The organism is Peribacillus deserti (assembly GCF_016909175.1).
GTDB classification, from domain to species: domain Bacteria; phylum Bacillota; class Bacilli; order Bacillales; family DSM-1321; genus Paraperibacillus; species Paraperibacillus deserti.
The window spans coordinates 92,392-115,181 of sequence record NZ_JAFBFI010000002.1 but is presented as its reverse complement, the minus strand read 5'-3'; the positions used below and the strand labels follow the sequence as shown (position 1 = coordinate 115,181).

The following is a 22,790-nucleotide window of genomic DNA, read 5'->3' as shown; positions in this document are numbered from 1 at the left end:
CCTCTCTTAGAAAATTTAAACACAAAACAAAATCTTCTTTCTTTGTCAATCACTTTTACGCCTAAAAGTGGTTACTCTATGCAGGATTCGGGAAAAAGGGATTTGGAAGATATAAATATTACTTTTCGCCAGGAGATGATGTCTATGAAGAACCTGTTTTCTTTTGGAAAGAAACTGGGCAAAGAAATGAAAGATGATCGGGCAACGGGGCTGGCAGCTGAACAATCTTACTACTATATGCTGGCACTCTTCCCTATGTTGATTCTTTTGTTATCAATCCTTCCTTATTTAAATATCGATCCTCATAAGGCAATTAAGGTTATGGGAACACTTATGCCATCTGAATCATCTTCGATATTTAAAGATAATGTTGTTAATATCGTCAGTGATCGAAATGGCGGCCTCTTAACATTTGGTATACTCGGTACCCTTTGGTCCGCTTCAAATGGAATTAATGCTTTTATTCATTCCATGAATATTGCTTTTGATGTAGAAGAAACAAGAAGCTTTATTAAACAGCGTTTGATATCTATTATGCTGACTTTAGGACTTATAATAGCTTTTGTAGTTGCTCTTGTACTCCCTGTTTTCGGTAATGTGCTATATGATATGATCGATTCGTTTCTCCCATTGCCGGCAGAAATGGAAATTTTATTCAAAGTTCTTCGGTGGATTGTAGCAATTTGCGTCATGATCGTGGTTCTTGCCTTTCTTTATAAGATGGCACCAAACAAGCATTACCCCTTCAAGCAGGTACTGCCAGGGGCTATTGTAGCGACTATAGTCTGGCAGTTAATCTCACTTGGATTCTCCTTTTATGTAAGCAACTTTGGCAACTATTCATCCACTTACGGCAGTTTAGGTGGAGTTATTGTCCTTATGCTATGGCTTTACCTGACAGGACTTGCACTTGTTCTTGGCGGAGAAATAAATGCTATCCTCCACAGAGGCAGTACTTTAAAAATCAAGCCTGGAAGAAATACACCAGTCTCAGGGTAATAAAAAAATCAGGGGGAAAGATCCCTCTGACTTTTTTTGTTTGTTTTACTATGTTAGACTCGGCTTGATCATTAAGAACGGCATTTTCTCATTATTTGATTAAGAGATTTGCAATGATGTTTACATAATAATATTACATTATCTTTTTATATTCTTTATTGCTTCAGCTGTTTTTGCAGCATCCAGTTCCTTTTCGGATATTTAGGTATATACATAGGCTACTGTTTCACTCTAGTTTGTATACATTTTCTTTTTGCCTGTTCAGCCTGCTTCAAATTATTTAACAACCATAGCGGTGACTGAGGATGATTCCTGATCTCTTCATAAGAAATCCATATAACAGATTCTACTTCATCCCGACATTTTGGGTAAGCCTCGCCGCTTTCATACTCACAAAGGAATACGATATTAATTACCTGGCTTCCGTCATCAGCAATGAAAGAGCTGCTGTTTATATAACACGGGTTCTTAATGCTGACTCCTACTTCCTCGGCTATCTCTCGTTTCAAACTCGTTTCCAATATATCTGATGAGAACCCTTCCTCATCCACTTTCCCCTCAACAAAGGTTAAAAGGCCGGCAGCATGCTCCTCCAGTAAACTCCTCTTAATAATCAGCCATAAATCCTCCTTAAAAATGGCTCCTTCAACATTTACAATAAACATAAAACAACCTCCTAGGGAAATAGGGGATGTCCCCCCCCCCCCCAAAAAAATACTGATGCACAAGATCTGGAACTCCGGGCAATAAGGGGCAGTCCCCTTATTTTAAAAGTTTTCTCATGATCTTTAAGCCATGTTTGGCAGAAGGGTATTTGAATGTAAAATCAAATGCATTGGTTTGTTTGAGGATACTTTTGTAATGGGAGAATGTTTGGAAGCTGCTCATTCCATGGTAACTTCCTGTGCCGCTTTCTCCCACCCCTCCAAATGGCAGGTAAGGGGTGGCTATATGCATAAGAGTGTCGTTGATGGATCCGCCTCCAAATGAAATGCTTCCTGTTATGCTGCGTTCTACTTGCCCGCTCTGGGTAAAAAGGTATAATGCGAGCGGTTTCGGCCTTTTGTTAACTGACATAATGACGTCTGTTATATCGCTATATTCAAGAACAGGGAATATTGGACCAAAGATTTCCTCCTGCATAACAGGTGATTTCCAATCCACATCGTCCATTATCGTAGGTGCTATTTTCAGGCTGCTTTCATCAAAATCTCCACCTATTATTATACGTCCATTGTTGAGATATCCCTGAAGCCGCTTAAAGTGAGAAGAATTTACAATTTTCCCATAGCTGTCATGTGCAATAGGCGTATGCCCGTAAAATTCTGTGATTACTTGTTTCATGGATGAAATCAATTCATCTTTGATTTCTTTGTGAACAAACAGATAATCAGGGGCAATACACGTTTGTCCTGCATTCGTAAATTTGCCAAATACAATTCTTTTGGCCGCCAGCTTAATATTGGCATCTTTATGTACGATACAAGGACTTTTTCCGCCTAATTCGAGTGTGACCGGAATAAGCCGTTTGGATGCAGCTTCCATCACTACTTTTCCAACATTCACGCTGCCCGTAAAGAATATATAGTCCATCTCCTGCTTTAATAAAGATTGACTTGTTTCGGCGCCTCCCTCAACTACAGAAATATACTCTGAAGAGAAGGCAGTGCTGACCAAATGGATAATAACCTTTGACACGTTCGGCGTAAGTTCTGATGGTTTAATGACGGCAGTGTTGCCGGCTGCTATTGCACCAACAAGGGGAGATAAAGCCAATTGAACTGGATAGTTCCATGGAGCAATAATAAGGGCGGTCCCGAAAGGCTCAGGGATAATGTACCCTTTGGATCCGAAATGGGTTAATGCTGTTTTTACTTTTTTGGGTTTTGCCCATTTCCGGACAGATTTTAAGGTAAAGTCAATTTCCGAGTACAAGATCCCAACCTCCGTGAGGTAGGATTCGAATTCAGATTTGTTCAGATCTTTTTTTAACGCATCAAAGATGTCTTGCTCACTGTTTTTAATTGACTGCTTTAATTTTTTTAACTGTTCGATACGGAAATCAATCGGTTTAGTACATTGTTTATTAAAATATTCCTTATGCCTATTTAGGACTTCTTTAATTTCTTTTTGACTTGTTTCTTTTACAGCTGGCTCCATATAGTTTGGACCTCACTTAACTAAATTTGAGGAAATAGAAACCTTTTTAGGATTTAAACTGCATAAGCAGCCTCTAATGTCTCTTTTTCTCCATACATAAAAATAAAGCTTCTTCTCCCTCAAGCTTTTTGGTTTTATAACCCTTATAACCTAATTTCTCATAAAATGAGATGTTTTTCGCACATTTTTTAACTGTAATCAATTCATATCTAACTTCTGGAAACATGCTTTCAATATGAAGCATAAGCTCTCTTCCTATTCCTTTATTTTGATGTTCAGGATGAACCATTAGTTTACTTATATAGCAAGTTCCCTCTTTTTCAAAAGCTCTTACGGAACCGACAATTTGTCCGTTTACAACAAATTTTAAAACAGTATTCAATTGAAATGCTTTTTCTACATATAATATAGTCTCATGGAGAGGTTTAATATCATAATTTCCAAGCAGTTCCGCTTCGCTAAGGAAGGCTTTCTTCTGCAATGTAAGTATTTCGGATGAATCCGAAACAGCGGCTTCCATAATGTTTCCCAAACTCTTATCCCCCTGTTACTAGGTTCCTTGTTTTTTAATGTTAATATTAGTATATACTGATTTTCGATTCTCCGTAAATGCTGGTTCTTTCACTTTATTACTAGACACATGAAACATATAAATCTTTTATCTATTATAAAGACAGGAATAATACTTAATGGAATATATAAGATCTCTTAAAAGACTATCTACAAATTATATTTACTTGTTTATATCCACTTCCGGAAACACCGAAATATGAGGTTGTTGTTGCTCTTAAAGCACTGAAGGATGAAGGAGAAATTAGAGCGATGTGGATTCGTGAATTTTTCACTTGAAGATGGCTATGTTGACAGTCTGAACAGATGACTAATAATTTGAGGACTTTGGATGTGAATTTAACTTAGAAAGAAAGAAATAAAGTAAGTGAGATTTTCGGAAAAATAACTGGAAATTAAAAAAACCAACAAAGGCCCAATGATTTGAGTCCTTGTTGGTTTTTCTAAGCCGCCGAGATTATAACATGCGCTTTTATTTTGAAATTCTACCTTCTTCCAATAACACAGCTTCAAAAGCCGAAACAACTTCTTCGTCATAATGCGTCCCAATCATGCTTTTTATTTCATCAAGTGCGTATTGAGCAGAATATGCTTTTCTATATGCACGGTCTTCTGTCATGGCATTAAAGGTGTCGGCAACAGCTATAATTTTTGCTTCATGAAGAATATCGTTTTCTTTCAGTCCATATGGATAGCCAGATCCATTCAGCCTTTCGTGATGCTGTTCGATTATTTCTAGAATTTTACCGCTGTAGATATGCTTAATCATTTTAGCACTGTCTACCGGGTGTTTTTTTATGATGTCAAACTCCTCATCAGTTAAGCGGCCAGGTTTGTTTAAGATTTCTTCTGGAACATTTATTTTACCCACATCATGGAAACCAGCGGCTAAAAACAGATTCTCCACCTGCTCCTTTTGGAGCTTAAGTTTTTTTGCAATTTTTATAGAGTATTTAGCGACTCTCTCACTGTGAAGATAGGTATATTTATCTTTTTGTTCTACTCTTGTCACAAATTCTCTTAAATTTTTTATATGGTCAGTTATATGGGAGTATGCTGGTTCTGTAATGATCCATAAGTAAGAAACATCTGTAATAGCTGTAAAATGTACAATTTCCTTTAAACCATTTACTAAACAATAGTCACCAGCCCTTATTTCTACGGCTTTATTATTTATATCTCCTGCCATTATCCCATCTAAAATGTATATAAACTCGGTTACTTCCGGATCGTCGCTTGGATAAAGATAAAACATATTATCCTTAAATACAGTCTGGTGCATTATTTCAAGATTTTTTTTGCTTCCAAGAAGTCTTAATTCTGTTGATCCTAAAAGAATATTTTCTATACTCTCGCCATTTTTATTTATTTGTAGCCCTTCCATAGTTACCTACTCCCATAAATGAAAACGAGTCCCGCAAAAAGACTCGTTTCGTTGTTGATATTAAAATCCAAATACCTTAATTGGGTCAACCCAAACAGTCCGGTCTGCGATTTGAACTAATTTCCATTCACATACTCCATATACACCATACTGGGCTGCGTCTTCAATGCCCTTGTTAGTTAGTTCTACGGCTTTGTCCTGCAGCTCGACAATAAGCTTATCTAATGCTGCATTATACTTTTGGATTTCTTCAGTAATTTTTTCTTTTTTTTCAATATCTGTCAGACCTGCATCGTTTTGCAGGTGTGTAATTTTCTCTAGGTGTTCGGTTTGTAATTCAGCGCCTACTTCAACAGCTTGATTAATTAAATTATCAATTTCTTGGTTAGCTTTTTCAATAATCTCTAAACCTTTGGTGCTGTCTGTCTGAGTATCTTCACTCGCAAATGCCATTGACCCGAAAGAGAATGTAAATAACAAAGCGAAAACAGCAGCTAAACTTCTTTTTAACATAATTTTTCCCCCTAATGGTAGTCAAAACTATGAAGCAGGCTGACCAAAAAATGAACCTCTATTTCAGCCAAAACCTTCACATTTTTGAATTTTTCTTTAAATATAGCATTTTTTACCTATTATATACTTAATCTACTATAATTCGCAATATCATTAGGGGTTTTGTACACATTTATGTCAAATTTTAATAGATTATAGAGTTTGGCCAGCTTTGTTCTTCACAAGCCATAACTTGATCATAAAATAACTGATCTCAGGAGGAAGCAAGTCTTTGATTGGTTTTAAAAAGTCCGTACCCGTTTTCAGAACAGCCTCTTCTATTTCGTTCTCCTGATCTTTTGTCCAAATTTCCTCCCAGTTCAAGGATTTCCCTTCCTCTACACTGCGTATTATATGGTTTTCAATCGTATTTACAGAGAGATCCCTTTCTATTGAAATATCTTTAATTGTCTCGCCCGCCATAAATTTATCATAGCTTTCAAGGTAGGAATTCTCAGTACCAGCATTCTTCTTTTTCTTAGGGGGTGCCTGTACAATTTCCACAATTGGCTCGTGTTCGGGATGTTCCTGAAGATACTCTTGTATTTTTTCAGAAAAAGGTTTTCCGTATTTCTCAAGTTTTTGGGCTCCAACGCCTTTCACTTCACCCATATTATCAAGAGTAACAGGAAGCTTAGCACACATGTCTCTCAGGGTTAAATCTGAAAAAATGACAAAAGGCGGCACCCCTTCAGCTGCTGCTATTTCTTTTCTTAGACTTCGCAGTTTTTCAAATAGACCATCTGCTTTAACTACTTCTATAACCTGAATTGTTTCTTTTCTATTTACCTTACTGTTCCCCTTAAGGACGGACTTTCCCTTATCGGTTACAAACAACAGAGGAAACTGGCCTCCGGTCACTCCAATAAATTGTTCTGAAGTTAAATAATCAATAAATTCAGATACCTCTTTGACACTCCGGTCTTTTAAAAGACCAAAGGTTGTAAGCTTATTAAATCCGAATTCTGATACTTTTTTGTTAGACGAACCTGTAAGCACTTGAGCGACCATTGTTTTTCCGAAACGTTCATTCATCCTTATAATACAGGACAAAACCATTTGGGCATCCCTGGTGACATCTACTGAAACTCGTTCATCCAGACAATTGCTGCACCTTCCGCAAGGTTTGATATCGCGATCACCAAAGTAATTCATGATAAAACCCTGAAGACATTTTTCCGTGTAGCAATATTCCCTCATGAACTGAAGTTTTTCTAATTCATTCTGCTTATGGGAGATTGATTCGGACTGATCTATGAGGTACCGCTGCAGCTGTACATCTTGCTCGGAGAAAACCAGGATACATTCACTTGGCAGGCCATCTCTTCCGGCACGGCCGGCTTCCTGGTAATAACTCTCCATATTCTTTGGTACCTGATAATGAATGGTATACCGGACGTTGCTTTTGTCAATTCCCATTCCAAAAGCATTGGTAGCAACCATGACAGAAATTTCATCATTCAAAAACTTCTCCTGCTCGCGGTTTCTTTCGTCATTGCTCATTCCAGCGTGATACTTCCCTGCTGTAATGCCGGCTTTTTGCAGTTTTTCAAATAGTTGTTCCACATTTTTTCTCGTGGCTGCATATATAATGCCCGCTTCAGATTCATTTTGTTTGAGATAATTCATTAAATATTTATCTCTGTCCTGGCCCTTAATTAATGTAAAACTTAAATTGGACCGTTCAAATCCGGTAATAACCGTGTATTGTTCAGGAATATTTAGTGTTTGACAAATATCCTCTCGAACCTGAGGAGTGGCAGTGGCTGTTAAGGCAAGAACTACGGGTTTTTTTTTAAATTTATGAAATAGTGTTTGGATACGAAGATAGCTGGGTCTGAAATCATGGCCCCACTGCGAGATACAATGCGCCTCGTCAATTGCAACAAGTGATACTGGAAGAGTTAATAATTCATTCAGGAATAACTGTGACTCCAGCCGCTCAGGTGCTAGATATAAGAGTTTAATATCTCCTGACGCGGCTTCATCCATTCTCTCGCTGATTTCAGAGGAAGACAGCGAGCTATTTATATAAGCTGCAGAAATCCCTGCCTGTTCGAGTGCATCAACCTGATCCTTCATCAGGGAAATCAGCGGTGAAATGACAAGCGTTATTCCTTCCAAAACAAGGGCAGGCACTTGATAGGTAATAGATTTCCCGCCTCCTGTAGGCATAATTCCTACCGTATCATTACCTGTTAAAATATTTTCTATGATCTGTTCCTGGCCTGCGCGGAACTGGCTGTAGCCGAAATAATTTTTAAGTATATTTTTGGCTTGGTCAAGCATATTGCGCTGCCTCCTAAATATTTTTTATTAATCTTTTGATCGCCACACTTATTGTATATGAAATGAGCTATGATTGATATGGTAACCATCCAGTACATAGTTAAGGAGTGAAAATATGAAACTTGAAAGACTGGGATCTCAGCATGCAGAACCATACAGACGTATTCGGCTTGAGGCTTTGCAAAAAAATCCCGAAGCTTTTGGGTCAAGCTATCAAGAGGAAAAAGATAAAACAATAGAGGATTTCGAGAACAGAATTCAATCTAAGAATGTGTTTACAATAGGCGCATTTGAAGGAGAAAATCTGATAGGGATAGTTAACCTTGTAACAGAAACAAAATTAAAATTGAAACATCGGGCTTCTATCTTTGCGATGTATGTTCAAGAAGATTATCGAGGCAGCGGAACAGGAAGAAAGCTGATGGAAGAAGCAATCAGCCTTGCAAAAACTCAAAGCGGCATTGAACAAATTTACTTAACTGTCGTAACTGGAAACATGGCTGCAAAAGGTCTTTACACTTCTCTTGGCTTTGTAGTGTATGGAGAAGATAAACGTGCACTGAAGATCGGGAATACCTATTACGATGAAGAGCATATGGTACTGTTTATATAGTTGAGAAAGGACAGCTGCTTTGTTTTTAAGCAGCTCTCCCATCTCTATAAGAAGACCTGTGAACCACTCTACTTTCAACATTCCTGCATAAATACCATGAATTCTGCAAATATCTCAAGAATCCTGCTAAACCTCAAGAATAGCAGACTTTCCCTCTCAACCTCTTATTCCACTGCCAGCTCCAGCTCCTCAATTCGCCTTTCAACATATCTTTTATCCTTATGGGCATGAAAGGTTTCCGCTTTTTCAACAATAACTGTTGTGTTATATTCAGGAATTTTAGCATACTTTTCAAATACTCCCTTTGGAAGCAGTACATTTCCTTCAGGCCAATACACAGCAATATTGCCCAGCTTTACTTCTCCATATTTGGCATATCCTTGAAAGGTACCGAATTTATTGCAGGCTACGATGGATTCCCCTTCTTGTATCCGGAGTTTTACCGCATCAGCTTGATTTATTAAGATGTCATATCGGCCAGCGCCATTGAAAGGGTCTTTTTCACTGTAGATCATAGAATTAAATTGTTTTCCTCGGCGTGAAGTTACATAAAACTGACCCTCTGTTTTTCTGTTTTGAGGAATTTCAATAGGAAGTAAACTACCCCGGCCATCTGGCGTAGGGCATACTCCATCTTCACAAAGCCAGGCACCTCCCCATTGAAAAAAGTCCCCCTTTTCCTTTAAAACCTGGATGCCATCATAATTACGATTTGCAGCCGCAATCTCTCTTCGAATTTCCTGCGCATTGTTGAATTGGATCAGCTCTTTCCTTTCTGGATGTACTCTTGAAGCAAGATCTATGTATATGTCCCACTCTGCCCTTGCTTCTGCTATTCTTGGACCTTCAATTTCCGGGCTGAAGTACACCATTCTTTCCGTACTGGTGGAAGTTCCTCCTCCAGGCTGTTCATACCGGGTCATTGCTGGCAAAATTATTACTTCTTCCTTTGCATCAGCAAGCGTGGACGTATTAAAAATGATATCCTGATGGACACGCATTTCAACACTTTCGAGGATATGCATCATCGCCTCAGGGTCGGGCATCGTTTCTAAAAAATTGCCCCCGCTCGTGTAAAACAATTTAACTTTTCTTTCATGGTCTTCTCGGAGCAAGACATTTTCAAGAGTCTGTCCAATAGAATCCCCCTGCCATCTTGGGACTGGGAACCCCCACAATTGTTCCATTCTAACAGCATTCTCTTCATTAAAATCACTGCCAGGCAAAACAAATGGATCAGCGCCCATCTCACCGGAACCCTGTACACCGCTGTGTCCGCGGATCGGCATCACCCCACATTTTTCTCTGCCCAGAAAACCCCGCAGCAAAGCGAGATTAACCACCTGTGAAATATTATCTGTACCAAATCTGTGCTGAGTCAGGCCCATACTCCAAACGAATACGCCGGTGGCAGCATCCGCAAGCAGGCGGGCAAACCCAAGCATTCTCTCTTTGGACACTCCGGATGAACTCTCTAGCTCGGACCATTCCTGTTTCATTAAGTGATACTTTAGCTCCTGAAATCCATTTGTGTGTTCATTGACAAATGGATGATTAACCGCTGAACCGCGGCTTTCCCTTTCCATTTCCATCCAGTGCTTCATCACTCCGTTCATAAAAGCAATGTCGCCGCCTATGTTTACTTGATATACATCATCTACGATTTTTGTCCCAAACAGTGCACTTTCAGGGATAGACGGTATCCAATAGTTTTCCATCGCAGGCTCTCGGTATGGATTAATCATAATGATTTTCGTCCCGGCTTTTTTAGCGGCGTATAAATATTTAGTGGATACCGGCTGATTGTTTGCTGCTACAGAACCCCAGAAGACCAGTACATCGGTACCAATCCAATCCTTATAATTACAGCTGGATGCCCCGATTCCCAATGATCTTTTCAATGCCGTTTTACTCGGAGAATGGCATATCCGTGAAGCATTATCTATATTGTTAGTTCCGAGGAAACGGGCCGTTTTAGCAGCTGTATAATAAACTTCATTGGTTATACCGCGGGCCGTTAAGTAAAATGCGAGCTGTCTCGGATTAATAGATTTAATTTTTGCCGCAATTCTGTTGAGCGCTTCATCCCATGTTATTCTGGTAAACTTCTTTTCTCCCTTTTTTCTGGATAATGGGAATGGAATCCGGCCAAGCTTTCTAAGCTCTGTACTATTCAGCTTCTTCATGCTTTCCACATCTTCAAGCCATTTATCATCAATAGCACCCATCGTATTTAGCCGCAGTACATTTAGACGAGTAGTACACACATGCGGCCCGCGCAACGTTTGATCCCGCAAACCAGAGACCCCCAGGGCACATCCATCGCAGACTCCCTCTGTTAATATTCGATAAGCATAAGGCAGATTATCTTTATTATCCCAGGCTGCTTTTAGTGAATCCTTCACATGATGAGGCTTTATCCTGCCAATCCCCAAAGGCGCAAGTCCTGCCCATAAAGAGGGCTCCGGTCTTGTGTCTAGTTTAATAGGACCTGTGTGTTTAGTTTTCCCCATACCGATTCTCCCTTTTTTATATCTATGTTTAAATTATTCAGGCAGCTTCATATAAACCGCTTACATTTTTAATATGATTAAGCTGAAATAAGCCGTTAATATTAATCGGGTTGAAGAGCCATTGCAGCCAGCTTATCAATCATAGAAATTTCTTCAATGGAAAGATCGCCATACATATCATTTTTCATGCGGATCCAGGACCAGGCATCGAATAACGAAGACTCGGAAATCGAATGACCCGATGCACTTTGATATCCCTGCATCCAACCTCTAACAAAATTCGGTATAACCGATGAATCTTCCCCAAGCGATGATTCAGTTCGCATATGCATCAGCTTTAATATGGACAGTGTCCTTGCCAAATCGAATTTAGGATCACCAAAGGAAGCATTTGTCCAATCTAATATGCCGGTGATTGTTGTCCATCAGTGAGTACATTCAGCGGATGATAATCAAGGTGAAGGAAAACTTTTGTCAAAGGACCAAACTGTGCATGGATTTTATGTACAAGCTGGGATTCTTCTTTTGTTTTAGGACTTAACCAATCGTTTTCCAGCAGCACAGAAGACCTTATACTATGGATGGCTGCCTGTTCCCTGCCAAAAGCAGCCCCTAGTTTTTCTGCAGATTGGGGTTGATTTCGCAGCTCTTCATATAGATTCCGCCCTTTAAGCCATTGCATTACCATAACAGATGTACTTTCACATAGATTGATAGAATATATTTTTGGAACTTTTAATCCATGCGCGCCTGCGGTTTTAATTAATTCATTCTCATTTAAGAATTGCTGATGGCGCTCTTTTGGCAGCAATCTAAGCGCTATATACAGCTCCTTCTGCTGTCTCTATTTTCCACACAGAGCTGTCTCTTCCGCCGTTTATCTGTGTGCTTGAAACAGCATCTATACCAAGCTCATCAAGCATAGTCCTGATCTGTATCTCTTTCCCTCCAAATAGCTAATCACATAGAGTTTCTTTTAAAGGATTTCTTAAATATTCGAACATTAATTGAATTTGTCCTTCTGTGTTTCTTGCAATAGACAGCGGCGGAAGATTGTCTTCTGCAAAAAAACGCACTTCGGAAGTTTCGAGTCCTGGTGCCGCTGCCCCACCTTCAAGCTCGCAGAGAATAAAAAATTTATATACATGAAATAGCGAAGGAGGATGGGGATGACATTTCTTATCCAGCACTGCCAAAAGCCGGCTTGGACTAACTACAAAGCCGGTTTCTTCCCTGGTTTCCTTTACAGCTGTCTCACTTGCGGTTAAGCCTATGTCGGCCCATCCCCCCGGCAAAGCCCAGAGATGATCATGTTTTTCTTTGACGAGAAGCAGCTTTTGTTCATGAAAAATAACCGCTCTCACATCTACTTTAGGAGTTTGATATCCAGTTTCATTTGTGAATCGTTCACGAATATTTTCGATGGGAGTGCCAGCGAGTTCTGATACCATTTCTGCACTGATCTCCCTTAGTGCCTGAAATCTTTCTTTATCGTATACGTCCCTTGAGTATGTGAGTCCAGCCTGGGACAGGGACTGGATTTGTTTCGCCCACTCAAGCCATTTATTAGACACAAATATTCACCGCCTTAAACTAGTATGATTATAAATTCAGTACGTTACATATAAAAATAAAGTGCTAACTAACAATATAAACCCTTCTAAGCAATTTAATTTTACGGCTTTCCTTTTATGTAAGAAATGATGCAAAGCCAATAGCATACTGTATTTGCGCTGATTTAGTTTTGTGATTAGACTCCAGGTGTTCCACGCTATATCTGGATTTTCACGCAGATCCAAGCTAATTTAGCGCTGAGATTTGGTTTTTCGCGCAGACCATCCCTAATTTAGCGCTGAGATCTAATTTCTTCCGCAGACTTAAACTAATTTAGTACTGAGATCTGGTACTCGCGCAGACCCAATGATTTAGCACTGAGATCTTATTTACAGACCTTCGATACGCAAGCAATAGTCCTAGCACACTGCAGTACTTTTTCCACAAAGGGAAAGCAAACAAGAAATAAATTCACTATAAAAAAAAACTGCTAAAAAGTAGAATCAGCAGGTTTTTTTAATGTATAAGGTTCATATATTCTGTTTTTAATTGGTGATTTATCATAGTTGAAATGGCCAACGCTGCTGAATTTACATCCGCATAATGCTCGACACTTTGATTTTCAATTTTAACGATTTGATAAGTTCTATTTTCACCCTGATAGCTAATTTCAAGCATTTGCTTATCCTTATGACTTAGGGTATGAGACACTCTGCTTTCCATATATGGTGAACAAGCAAGGTCTTCTAATAATTTTTTTATTTGGCTAATTTCCAAAATACCCCTCCCCCTTTCATATGTTAGGGATACTTAAAAGCCTTTTTAAAGCTTATACAAATTATAACAGAATAAGGCCTTAAACGACATTACAGTTGGATTACAAATTTTCTGACTTATAGCCATCTTTTTAAACTTTCTGCTATAACTTTTCTAGTTTCAGCTGCCTGGTTATTAAATTTCAATCTAAAATATAAACTCTTTTTATAAGCAGTCAATTCTACATGTTATATTTAATGTAAAAAAGGTTGTGTATATATGGAGAACATTTTCAATGAACCTTATATAAAAAAAATGAGGCTTAAACGGGAAAATATGGTTTCCTTTGACAGCAATCCTTATAACCTGCCTGCAATAAAAGACCTGCGGGAAATAGCTTTTCACCCTTCTGTAACCTATCTTGTAGGAGAAAACGGCATGGGGAAATCAACAATTCTAGAAGCAATAGCTATTGCAGCCGGCTTTAATCCAGAAGGAGGTTCGTTTAATTTTAATTTCACTACCTTTAATTCTCATTCTACCTTGGAAGAATATGTGAAATTAATTAAAGGTGTAAAAAAACCAAAGGACGGTTTTTTTCTTAGAGCGGAAACGTTTTATAATGTGGCATCAAACATAGAGGAAATGGATAGAGAAGATGAAGGTGGAAGAAAAGTAATTGACTCTTTTGGAGGTAAATCTCTCCACGAGCAATCACATGGTGAAGCATTCTTTGCTGCCTTTACAAACCGTTTCAATGGAAAAGGGTTATACATCCTTGATGAACCAGAGGCCGCACTTTCGCCGATACGCCAGCTTTCCATGCTCGCCCGAATCAACGAACTGGTCCATGATGACTCACAATTCATCATTGCAACCCACTCACCAATAATCATGGCCTTTCCAGATGCAAAAATTTTAGAATTAACTCAAGAAGGAATATATGAAGTTGACTTGGAAGCTACCAACCACTATATTCTCATGAAACAGTTTTTGACGATAAAGATCGGATGCTGCATCATTTATTTAAGGATTAACACAAACCTGTGTAAAAAAGACCTGTGTATAAAAAATGGTGAAGCTGCCATTATACAAAATTCGTATACGTTCTATGCTCTCTTTTCACAAGATCGATAAACTTCATTCTTTCTTCTTCACTATGAAGCAGCAGCTTTATATTTGCTGTTTTTTCAAGATAGCTGTGCACGTCGCGATTGTGGTTAATGATATACTCATATCTGTAATCCTTAAGAAGCTTTTTAAACCATGGTTCTTTTCTTAATTGAACTATATGCTTCGTGTGTCTCGATTTTTTTTACTCAGCAGATTTAGAAAGAACTTGGCAAATTGAAGCAGATCAATCATCCTAGTGTCACCATTTTAATAGAATAAGATATTGATATAGATCAGTCTTATCAGGTTACTGCTGCCTCATGATTGATCTAAAGGTACTTGGCGGCATCCCAGTCTGTTTAGTAAAAACGGATGAAAAATGGGAAGAGTTCTTAAATCCGGTTTGTAAAGCAATGGTAATGATGGTTAAGTCAGTTGATAAAAGAAGCTGTTTTGCCGAAGCAATTCTTAGCTTGGTCAAATATCTGGATGGTGACATCCCTACCATTTCTTTAAACCTTCGCTGAAGCCAGAACGGGCTGGAATAGACCCTTTCAGATAACTCCTCTAAAGTCCAGTCTTCAATATAATGATTTTCCAATAAATCCTTTGCATGCAGCACCGAGATTTCACTGGGAGAGTCTTTGACATTTGTATCAGGCCGGCACCTTTTGCACGGACGGAGTCCATCCTCTTTTGCTTGTTCTGTCGTATTATAAATTTTAACATTCCCTTTATTGGGTGTTTTAGATTTACAGGAAGGACGGCAATAAATGCCTGTTGTGATAACTCCGTAATAAAAAACGCCATCAAACTGCGAATCACAATTAACGATTGTATTCCAAATTTTTTCTTCTATTTCATTCACCCCGTTCGACTTGTTTTCTCTTTTTATGTTAAGTTTAACATGGCTTGCAGATGTGTGTGCAGCAGAAAAATTAAAGAGCAAGAATTGAAACGAATTAGAATGCCGATTCCATTACAATCAATAGTGAAATATATAATTGAACATTACTTTTTTGTCTTTAGGAGCTGGTTTGTGTGTCTAGTAAAGATTTAGCGGCCTTATTTTCACTTGCTGCCGTGTGGGGAGCTTCCTTTTTATTTATTCGTATTGCATCTCCGGAATTTGGCCCCTTCGTTACAGTTGAATTAAGGGTCTTAATTGCTGCGCTGGCCCTTCTGCTATATGCCGCAGTAATCCGGTATCGATTCAGCTTTAGAGCTCATTGGAAAAAATATCTTATAGTCGGAACACTTAATGCTGCTTTCCCTTTTGTTTTTATTACAGCAGCTGAATTGCATTTAACTGCTTCTTTAGCGTCTATTATCAATGCTACTACGCCCATGTTTACAGCATTAGTTGCATTTTTCTGGTTTAAGACTCCCCTTTCTTTAAAAAAAGTGGCAGGAATGATTATGGGAATAGCGGGCGTAGCTGTTTTAGCTGGCTGGGGAGAGAGTTCGACAGGTATAATTTTTGTTCTGTCTGCCTTATGCTGTGTAGGCGCAGCTCTTTTTTACGGAATTGCAAGCAATTATATTATGAAAAACTTTCAGGATGCTAAGCCCCTTGATCTGGCCATTGGGCAGCAGTTAGGAGCTGGGATTGTCCTGATTCCATTTGCTCTTTTTACTCTGCCAGAAAAACTTCCATCAACAGAGGCCTTCCTATCTGTAATAGCATTAGCAGTTGTTTGTACATCGATGGCTTATATCTTATTTTTCTATTTAATTAATAAGACCGGAGCTCTTAAAACGACCAGCGTGACCTTTCTCGTTCCTCTGTTTGGAGTAGCCTGGGGAGTAATCTTCCTAGACGAAATTATACATTTCAACACTATTATTGGGATGTTTATTATTTTGGCAAGTATCATTTTAGTAACGGATCTACGGGTTAAAAAAGGGAGAACCAGCGAAAGAAAAACAGCTTAAAAGCAAGGAAAGCTGCCTCAGGCCAAGGCAGCTTTTTAGTACATACTTTGAATTCTCTCAAGCTCACCTATGAGCACCTTCACTTCTTCGGACGAAAGTCTTACCAGCATTTGGTCATAAAGTGTAACAATCTGCCCATCCGTATCACCCTCATGCAGTTTTAGATAATTGTATAAATGACCAACCTGATTTTCTTTCAGACTCGTTTCAGTATAAAAATTCTTGACCTTTTTCAGCGAAAAAACTTGAGTTTCCTGATCAAATTCTCCAGATATAATTTGTCCTTCCAGGTACATCCCTCTGCCTCCTCTATTCGACCGCGAATGAAGCTTATTTTCCCCGGATTTATCCAATATATTCGCTTCATAAATATGATTTAACACGCTCGAATAAGTTTTTGTATTGAAATATTTTTCTTTGTCATATATAATTTTTCAGGTATAAAAAACAAATATACTCCCGATTTAAGGGAGAGGTTCATAGCAGATACCCTCTATAAAAAACTATGGCATATGCAAAAAGCCGTATCTTTTTATTAGATATGGTTTTTATTTTTCTATGAAATACTTCTCCTTTTAATATTTATAACATATGGGATTTAAAACATAGGAGGCTATTTACATGGCAGGACGACAAAAAGACGAATTACAAGATGTAACATTGCTTGGCAATCAGGGCACGAAATATCTTTTTGAATATTCACCAGAAATTCTTGAATCATTCGATAACAAACACCCATACCGTGACTATTTTGTTAAATTCAATTGCCCCGAGTTTACAAGCCTATGCCCAATCACAGGACAGCCTGACTTCGCCACCATTTACATCAGCTATATTCCGGATGTGAAAATGGTCGAAAGCAAGTCCTTAAAACTATACTTGTTCAGCTTCAGAAACCATGGAGATTTCCATGAAGACTGCATGAACATTATAATGAACGATTTAATCAAACTCATGGATCCTAAATATATTGAAGTATGGGGCAAATTCACTCCACGCGGCGGCATCTCCATTGACCCTTATACAAACTATGGCAAACCAGGAACAAAATATGAGGAAATGGCTAATTACCGCCTGATGAATCATGACTTATATCCGGAGAAGGTTGATAATCGGTAAGGGAATAAGAGATTAAATCAATAAAAGAGAACCTACTGTGACTTTTATACAATAGGTTTTCTTTTTTTTATACTGCTACAAGAAATTCACTTGGAATATAACAAAATTCGCCGGCCAGCAGAGAATTAAATTGTTCACTCCTTTAATTAAGGAGACCGCACCCATGGTATTCAGCCCTGTTTCTTATATATTTTCATGTCCTGGTAAGCGTATACTGCCATATTAATTTTATTTAGATTAATGTTTTTCATCAAACTTCGATTTGTAAAATAGATAATCAATTTTATGTTTTGTGCTCATTAACTGAGAGGCTAATATATGGTGGTTAAGACTAATCCACCATAATGCATTTCCTTGTGGCTGTCCGCTTAATAAGTTACTTTATTCTTTCATTATGGCTCATTTCGTCCATTTTCCTAACACCTTTGATATATAGATTGAAGAAATGATTTGATACATTGGGTATTATAAAATTGCATTTAGGTAATGAGGACTTTTTTGTATGTTTACGATCGTGCTTTTCCTCTTTTAGTTATCTATGGATAAACATAGCAATAGATTATTTCCTAAATCAAATCAAAAAGAAACTATGGCAAACCGAAGTGAATGCCATAGTTTCTCTTTGCTATCGAATCGCTTATTCGTTTATTTCAAATGTATAAGGGTTACCGCTTATGCTGGCTCTCATTTCAGAGGTTATCTGAAATGGCTGCTGCGCGGGTGAAAAATCGTCCATAAAAAATTCAAGCGGAGAGCCATCGTAATGTTCCGGTTTTTGTTCCATATGTATCACCTCCAGTATTCACATATAATATGTGTAATTCTGGAGTTTTTAATAAATAATACAATAATGTTCTATAAAAAAAGATTAAGACTCTTTTACCGTTTCAATTAGCTCAAGGTGAAAATCGCCAACTGCGCCGGTGTTGTATAAGTTAGTAAAAGAAGTCCAATAATTGCAGATTGATCCTCTAAAATCCAGGTTATTCTCTGGAACTCTTATATCAAAATGCTGTTCATAAAGAAGAGTTGTTATATCATGGTACTCCTCATGTGTTACTTGAAAATCAAAGCTTAGTTTATGCTGGTCTTGTCCATTTTGATTAATTGTTTCTTCCTTAAAATTTGAAACGTTTAATGTAGTATTATTTAAAATCACTTGTTGTGCCATAGGAAGTGCAGCTCCTTATAATGGAATGAAAAGTACGCCTGTTACTGCTTTACTATAACCACACGGCAGTCACAGTCAATATGCCAAAATAACTCGTAAATCATTTATCTTATTGGTATACCCAGCCTGCAGATATATATATCTTTTTGATAAGAAGATTAATTTTAAGAAAAATAAAATAAGAAAAAAAAACATGTTGAGGAAGATTAACTTGCAAATTAGCCTTGAAGTGACTATGCATGCCCATGGAACCCGTTTTCTGCAAAAGGGAGTTTTTCCTGTCAATTCAAAGAAGTTTCATCAAAACCCAGATCATGCTGCCGCTCAAACTGCATATGAATGGATTCAAAAAATAAAAAAGCAAACCGGCTATGCCACTGATACGGAAATCGTTAAAGTAGTTTATAACGAAAATATTGAAATAACTCAGTTAGTGAAGAAGATGGAGTACCCTTTATGAAAACGAAATAAAAAGCCATGCTGGAACATCTGCCCTTATTCAGGGCCTTTGTTCTAACATGGCTTTTCCAATATAACGTTCCAGGAGAGATTCGAACTCACGACCTACAGCTTAGGAGGCTGTCGCTCTATCCTGCTGAGCTACTGGAACAAGATGCTGTCCCTTATCAGCCAAACAACAGGCATATCAAGGGTTTGCACAGATTAAGTTTTCACTGTGAGTCTACAATATATATATATAGGGATTAGAACAAATCCCTAACAAAGTTCTATTACCTCATTTAACAGAATACCTTACAGCTTTCTAGTTATCAAGTACATATTTACTGTATTCTTGCTTTTTTATCACATGCACTCCCACAGCCATTCTTAGAGTCTCCTGCATAACATGTCCTCAGTTTTGACACCCTTCTCCTTCTTTGCCTCTATCTCCTTGTGATGAAATATTCTAAATCTGGAATATAACTCCCTAACTGTAACAGGCTGTGACATAGAGCACAAAAAAAAGAGCAGGAGCAAAGCTCCCACCCTTAGTTACTTGCTATGATCAGCATTTTCTCAGCCTGCTGCTTAGAAAGACCAGAGCTTATTTTCTGTAGAGCTGACTTACCTTTATCTTTGCCCTTTTCTTTCTTAGAGCTGTGATTACCCTCAATGTACTTTTTATCCATATCCTGACCACCTCTCCTTTCAAAAAAGAGAGACAATAGCTATTAGTTAGCTACTGCCTCAATTTGCTTCTGTCCTGCTCTAAGATAATGCCTTACAGAATGCTCTGATACTCCCACTTGTTTAGCTATCTTACCCATAGTTAAGCCCTGCTCCCTTAGCTTAACTATCTCAGCCACCATATTAGGAGTAACCTTTGTATAAGGCTTTCTATTACCTTTTAGAGCTATTCCTTTAGTTATCTCCTCCCAATAAAGTAACCTCTCTAACAATACAATAGGGAGATTGTAGCTCTTATGAGGGAGGTACTGTATGCCCTCTATCCTGTTAGCCTCTCTTTTTACCATAGGATGAGGATAAACAATATTAAAGTTACCTTGTCTATCTATTGCCCATTTCTCAGGCATTTTCATAATCTCCAAACATTCAAAGAGAATGTTATCTAGCCTGTCCTCTCTTTGCCTTACTAACTCAGCCTCTGCCTTTACATACCTTGTCCTCGCCATCTGTATACAGCTCCTTATGATGAATTAATAAAAGGAGGCATTCTCAGCCTCCTGATCAGTCTTATTTGCATTCTTTTGGTGCAAAGATATAGGGAATAACTTTATAGTAAATAACTAAAGTTATTGCTCCTTGTGCTAGAAATTCAAACATCTTATTTCCTCCTTAGGTAGTTGGTGCTGTCTGTCTCCCTAAGAGGTCTCTCTCAGCCTCTGCTTTCTTACAAAGTACCTTTAGCCTTTAGCTCTCTTGCATAGCCTCTAACTAGACTATGATAAGCCCTTAGCTCTGTTACCTTTCCTGCCTGTCCTAAGTGAATGCCTCTGTACAATCTGTTTTGGTTCTCTTGAGCTACAATATTCTCATCTAGTAACATCATTCTTACTGATGAAAAGCTGTTAGCTAAGTCATCTCCAAAGCCTGTAAGAGTCTGCTCATCTTCTGCAATAGTTGCCAGTGATGTATTAGCTACAAAGTGAGTATCTACAATGCCAAAGAAAAATACTGCTCCTTTATGAGCTACAAAGAAAGCCTCTGCCTTATCCTCTAGAGTAGCTTTCATAGCCCTAGCCTTATTATCATTAATCTGCTTTAGCAGCTCCATATCCTCCTCTAGAGAGTTAATCTCTGTCTGAGCTAACTTAACCTCTCCAAACTCAGTAGAGGTAGTCATAGCCTCTTTCTTAGCCTGTACAACCTGAGCCATCTGCTCTACTGCCTCAGCTCCCTCAGCTACTGTCTCCTCAATCTCATCTAAGAAAGAAAATACTGCCTCCTGAGCCTCCATAACCTCTGCTACTTTGCCTGTCATCTGTTTAGTCAATTCTACTTTGTTAGTCATCTGTAATAATCCCCTTTTTAATGTTTTAGTTTTTTATATTGCTAGTCTTTCTTAATCCTCAAGCCTTGCTTAGTCCTCATTAACCTCTAGAAAGTCCTGATACTTATTAGTTATAGAGGCATACCTTTCTTTTTCAGACCAAGCATCCAACCTAGCTAACAATACTTTCAAAGGCTTGTTACTTGTCTCTGTATATGTTTTCAAATAGTTTTCATAGTCATCAGCTACAGTCTCATAATCAGGGAGCTTAATAGCTGTTTTAGTCTCTGCCTTGTCCTTAACCTTGCTAAAATCAGCAAACATCTGTATGCCTTGCTCTCTACCAAATACCTCTATTAAGTCCTTTTCCATCAAAGGAGTAAGAGATTTTAATGTAGGCTGTCTGCCATCCATTCTCTCAAACTGTTTATAAGAGTTTTCATTTACATCCTTAATACCTGCTGACAGCTTTAGTAGCCTCAATGTCTGAGCATGATTAACAAAAGCAGGAGTAACATTACCATTAAACAAACTCATAAACATAAGCCCTAATGTCTGAGCCTCAAGCCTTGCCAGTGGATTATCAAGGTCAATGATCTGAGCATTGTAAGTATTGCCTAGAGTTTTTTCTGTACCCTGATACAAGTAAGGACTTTCTACAATAACTGATTTAATAAGTAAGTTAGCATCCTCATCAGTCACAATAGCCTTTAGGTTATCAGCTAAATAAGCTCTCATAGTTGAATTTCTAAAAGTAGCATATTGCTTAAACTCATTAGCTGTAATGCCAAAGTATTCAAGGATTGTAGCTAAGTCCTTAGTAGATGTTTTGTTACTCTGTAGCCTTACTAGCAAGTTCTGATAAACACTCTCTAAAACATCATCATTTACTACTCCATCTACATCTTTAAGCTCAGCTGTAGGCTCATACTTAATCACTGCCAATTCATAAAGGTCTAGATATTCTTTCTTATGAGTCCTCAATGTCCTAGTGCTGATCTTTACTGATGGATGAGAAGCAAACTCCTCTTGTGAGCAGTCTAAAACTGCCTGAGCATGACCTAGAGCCTGTATCAATTCATTCTTATTACTAACATTGTATTTACTAATTATCTCTGAGAGCATTTCCTGCTTTTTCTCAGGAGTAGCATCTTTAAATTCAAACTTTAACATTGTGTAATTCCTCCTCTTTTGTGGTTAGGGATGAGCTTAATTCCTGCATATCATCCTCTACATATTATTGTCTGACTGCTAGAGGCCAAATAAAGTACCTGGAGGAAGTATTTTAGGAAATTAACTCTTACTAATACCAATAGAGGAAAGGATCAGGATTGTGACTTATTATTTAAGGTCTTAATACAGTTATTTAAGACAGTTATTTAAAGCTGTTAAGTTACATACAAGAAACTGGTACAAAGAAAAGATGTACTTTCCCTGTCACTTGTGACCTTTTTTACCTGTTTTAAGCTATCCTGTAGTAATTTCATCAGCAAAAGCCCATAACATTTGTGACCTTTTTTGAGGTTTTTAGGCTAAATCTGTGACCTTTTTTGAGGTTTTTATTTCAGACAAAAAGCCCTCTCATCCTTAGAGCCATAAGGGATACAGCC

The 22,790-nt window shown here is 38.1% G+C and carries 24 protein-coding genes, 1 tRNA gene and 1 pseudogene; 6 read left to right on the top strand and 20 right to left on the bottom strand.

Features of this window, described 5'->3' with window-relative positions:
* The first annotated feature begins 144 nt into the window (after positions 1–144).
* Positions 145–999, top strand: coding sequence for a YihY/virulence factor BrkB family protein (locus JOC77_RS02760; protein WP_204538246.1), 855 nt, complete (start codon positions 145–147; stop codon positions 997–999).
* Positions 1,000–1,217: 218 nt separating this feature from the next.
* On the opposite strand, the gene JOC77_RS02755 is transcribed toward JOC77_RS02760, so the two are convergent.
* The 6 genes from JOC77_RS02755 to recQ form a co-directional block, all read right to left on the bottom strand.
* Positions 1,218–1,664: an NUDIX domain-containing protein gene (locus JOC77_RS02755; RefSeq protein ID WP_204538243.1), complete on the bottom strand. Its 447-nt coding sequence runs from the start codon at positions 1,662–1,664 to the stop codon at positions 1,218–1,220.
* Positions 1,665–1,761: 97 nt separating this feature from the next.
* A complete protein-coding gene (locus tag JOC77_RS02750; RefSeq protein WP_204538239.1) occupies positions 1,762–3,159 on the bottom strand; it encodes an aldehyde dehydrogenase in 1,398 nt (465 codons plus the stop codon).
* A 73-nt stretch (positions 3,160–3,232) separates the two neighbouring features.
* Positions 3,233–3,691: a GNAT family N-acetyltransferase gene (locus tag JOC77_RS02745; RefSeq protein WP_239558558.1), complete on the bottom strand. Its 459-nt coding sequence runs from the start codon at positions 3,689–3,691 to the stop codon at positions 3,233–3,235.
* 510 nt (positions 3,692–4,201) lie between these two features.
* A complete protein-coding gene (locus JOC77_RS02740) occupies positions 4,202–5,113 on the bottom strand; it encodes an HD-GYP domain-containing protein (protein WP_204538236.1) in 912 nt (303 codons plus the stop codon).
* A 60-nt stretch (positions 5,114–5,173) separates the two neighbouring features.
* Entirely contained in the window at positions 5,174–5,626 is a 453-nt protein-coding gene (locus JOC77_RS02735) for a hypothetical protein (RefSeq protein WP_204538234.1), read from the bottom strand.
* Between the two features lie 192 nt (positions 5,627–5,818).
* Entirely contained in the window at positions 5,819–7,954 is a 2,136-nt protein-coding gene (recQ, locus tag JOC77_RS02730; protein WP_204538231.1) for a DNA helicase RecQ, read from the bottom strand.
* 115 nt (positions 7,955–8,069) lie between these two features.
* On the opposite strand from recQ, the gene JOC77_RS02725 reads away from it, so the two are divergent.
* Positions 8,070–8,567, top strand: a complete 498-nt coding sequence (locus JOC77_RS02725; RefSeq protein ID WP_204538228.1) for a GNAT family N-acetyltransferase — start codon at positions 8,070–8,072, stop codon at positions 8,565–8,567.
* 164 nt (positions 8,568–8,731) lie between these two features.
* Here the strand turns inward: JOC77_RS02725 and JOC77_RS02720 are convergent, their stop codons facing one another.
* The 5 genes from JOC77_RS02720 to JOC77_RS02700 form a co-directional block, all read right to left on the bottom strand.
* Positions 8,732–11,080: an FdhF/YdeP family oxidoreductase gene (locus JOC77_RS02720; RefSeq protein WP_204538225.1), complete on the bottom strand. Its 2,349-nt coding sequence runs from the start codon at positions 11,078–11,080 to the stop codon at positions 8,732–8,734.
* Positions 11,081–11,181: 101 nt separating this feature from the next.
* Entirely contained in the window at positions 11,182–11,406 is a 225-nt protein-coding gene (locus JOC77_RS02715) for a hypothetical protein (RefSeq protein WP_204538209.1), read from the bottom strand.
* Positions 11,407–11,480: 74 nt separating this feature from the next.
* Positions 11,481–11,891, bottom strand: coding sequence for a phosphotransferase (locus tag JOC77_RS02710; protein WP_204538206.1), 411 nt, complete (start codon positions 11,889–11,891; stop codon positions 11,481–11,483).
* 145 nt (positions 11,892–12,036) lie between these two features.
* Positions 12,037–12,654, bottom strand: coding sequence for an NUDIX hydrolase N-terminal domain-containing protein (locus JOC77_RS02705; protein WP_204538203.1), 618 nt, complete (start codon positions 12,652–12,654; stop codon positions 12,037–12,039).
* A 496-nt stretch (positions 12,655–13,150) separates the two neighbouring features.
* The gene (locus JOC77_RS02700; protein ID WP_204538200.1) at positions 13,151–13,411 is read right to left on the bottom strand and encodes a hypothetical protein; all 261 of its coding nucleotides are present in this window, start codon (positions 13,409–13,411) and stop codon (positions 13,151–13,153) included.
* Between the two features lie 258 nt (positions 13,412–13,669).
* On the opposite strand from JOC77_RS02700, the pseudogene JOC77_RS02695 reads away from it, so the two are divergent.
* Positions 13,670–14,427 (top strand): annotated as a pseudogene (locus JOC77_RS02695) (AAA family ATPase).
* A gap of 383 nt (positions 14,428–14,810) precedes the next feature.
* Here the strand turns inward: JOC77_RS02695 and JOC77_RS02690 are convergent.
* The gene (locus JOC77_RS02690) at positions 14,811–15,371 is read right to left on the bottom strand and encodes an Ada metal-binding domain-containing protein (RefSeq protein ID WP_204538197.1); all 561 of its coding nucleotides are present in this window, start codon (positions 15,369–15,371) and stop codon (positions 14,811–14,813) included.
* Positions 15,372–15,544: 173 nt separating this feature from the next.
* Between JOC77_RS02690 and JOC77_RS02685 the strand changes: the two genes are divergently transcribed.
* Positions 15,545–16,438: an EamA family transporter gene (locus tag JOC77_RS02685; protein WP_204538194.1), complete on the top strand. Its 894-nt coding sequence runs from the start codon at positions 15,545–15,547 to the stop codon at positions 16,436–16,438.
* Positions 16,439–16,473: 35 nt separating this feature from the next.
* On the opposite strand, the gene JOC77_RS02680 is transcribed toward JOC77_RS02685, so the two are convergent.
* The gene (locus JOC77_RS02680; protein ID WP_204538191.1) at positions 16,474–16,734 is read right to left on the bottom strand and encodes a hypothetical protein; all 261 of its coding nucleotides are present in this window, start codon (positions 16,732–16,734) and stop codon (positions 16,474–16,476) included.
* A 325-nt stretch (positions 16,735–17,059) separates the two neighbouring features.
* Between JOC77_RS02680 and queF the strand changes: the two genes are divergently transcribed.
* Positions 17,060–17,557: a preQ(1) synthase gene (gene queF, locus JOC77_RS02675; protein WP_101641647.1), complete on the top strand. Its 498-nt coding sequence runs from the start codon at positions 17,060–17,062 to the stop codon at positions 17,555–17,557.
* Positions 17,558–18,194: 637 nt separating this feature from the next.
* Here queF and JOC77_RS02670 read toward each other — a convergent pair.
* Positions 18,195–18,341 (bottom strand): hypothetical protein, encoded by a 147-nt coding sequence (locus JOC77_RS02670; protein WP_204538188.1) that lies wholly within the window; start codon positions 18,339–18,341, stop codon positions 18,195–18,197.
* 84 nt (positions 18,342–18,425) lie between these two features.
* Positions 18,426–18,728, bottom strand: a complete 303-nt coding sequence (locus tag JOC77_RS02665; protein WP_204538186.1) for a DUF3219 family protein — start codon at positions 18,726–18,728, stop codon at positions 18,426–18,428.
* Positions 18,729–18,939: 211 nt separating this feature from the next.
* Here JOC77_RS02665 and JOC77_RS02660 point away from each other — a divergent pair, with 211 nt between their 5' ends.
* On the top strand, positions 18,940–19,188 hold the full coding sequence (locus JOC77_RS02660) for a hypothetical protein (protein ID WP_204538183.1): 249 nt from the start codon (positions 18,940–18,942) through the stop codon (positions 19,186–19,188).
* A 76-nt stretch (positions 19,189–19,264) separates the two neighbouring features.
* Here the strand turns inward: JOC77_RS02660 and JOC77_RS02655 are convergent.
* The 5 genes from JOC77_RS02655 to JOC77_RS02635 form a co-directional block, all read right to left on the bottom strand.
* Positions 19,265–19,338, bottom strand: a tRNA-Arg gene (locus JOC77_RS02655).
* Positions 19,339–19,717: 379 nt separating this feature from the next.
* A complete protein-coding gene (locus JOC77_RS02650) occupies positions 19,718–19,858 on the bottom strand; it encodes a hypothetical protein (RefSeq protein WP_204538180.1) in 141 nt (46 codons plus the stop codon).
* A 42-nt stretch (positions 19,859–19,900) separates the two neighbouring features.
* Positions 19,901–20,362, bottom strand: coding sequence for a helix-turn-helix domain-containing protein (locus JOC77_RS02645; RefSeq protein WP_204538168.1), 462 nt, complete (start codon positions 20,360–20,362; stop codon positions 19,901–19,903).
* 218 nt (positions 20,363–20,580) lie between these two features.
* On the bottom strand, positions 20,581–21,201 hold the full coding sequence (locus JOC77_RS02640; protein ID WP_204538166.1) for a hypothetical protein: 621 nt from the start codon (positions 21,199–21,201) through the stop codon (positions 20,581–20,583).
* A 69-nt stretch (positions 21,202–21,270) separates the two neighbouring features.
* Entirely contained in the window at positions 21,271–22,353 is a 1,083-nt protein-coding gene (locus JOC77_RS02635; RefSeq protein ID WP_204538164.1) for a hypothetical protein, read from the bottom strand.
* Positions 22,354–22,790 lie beyond the last annotated feature (437 nt).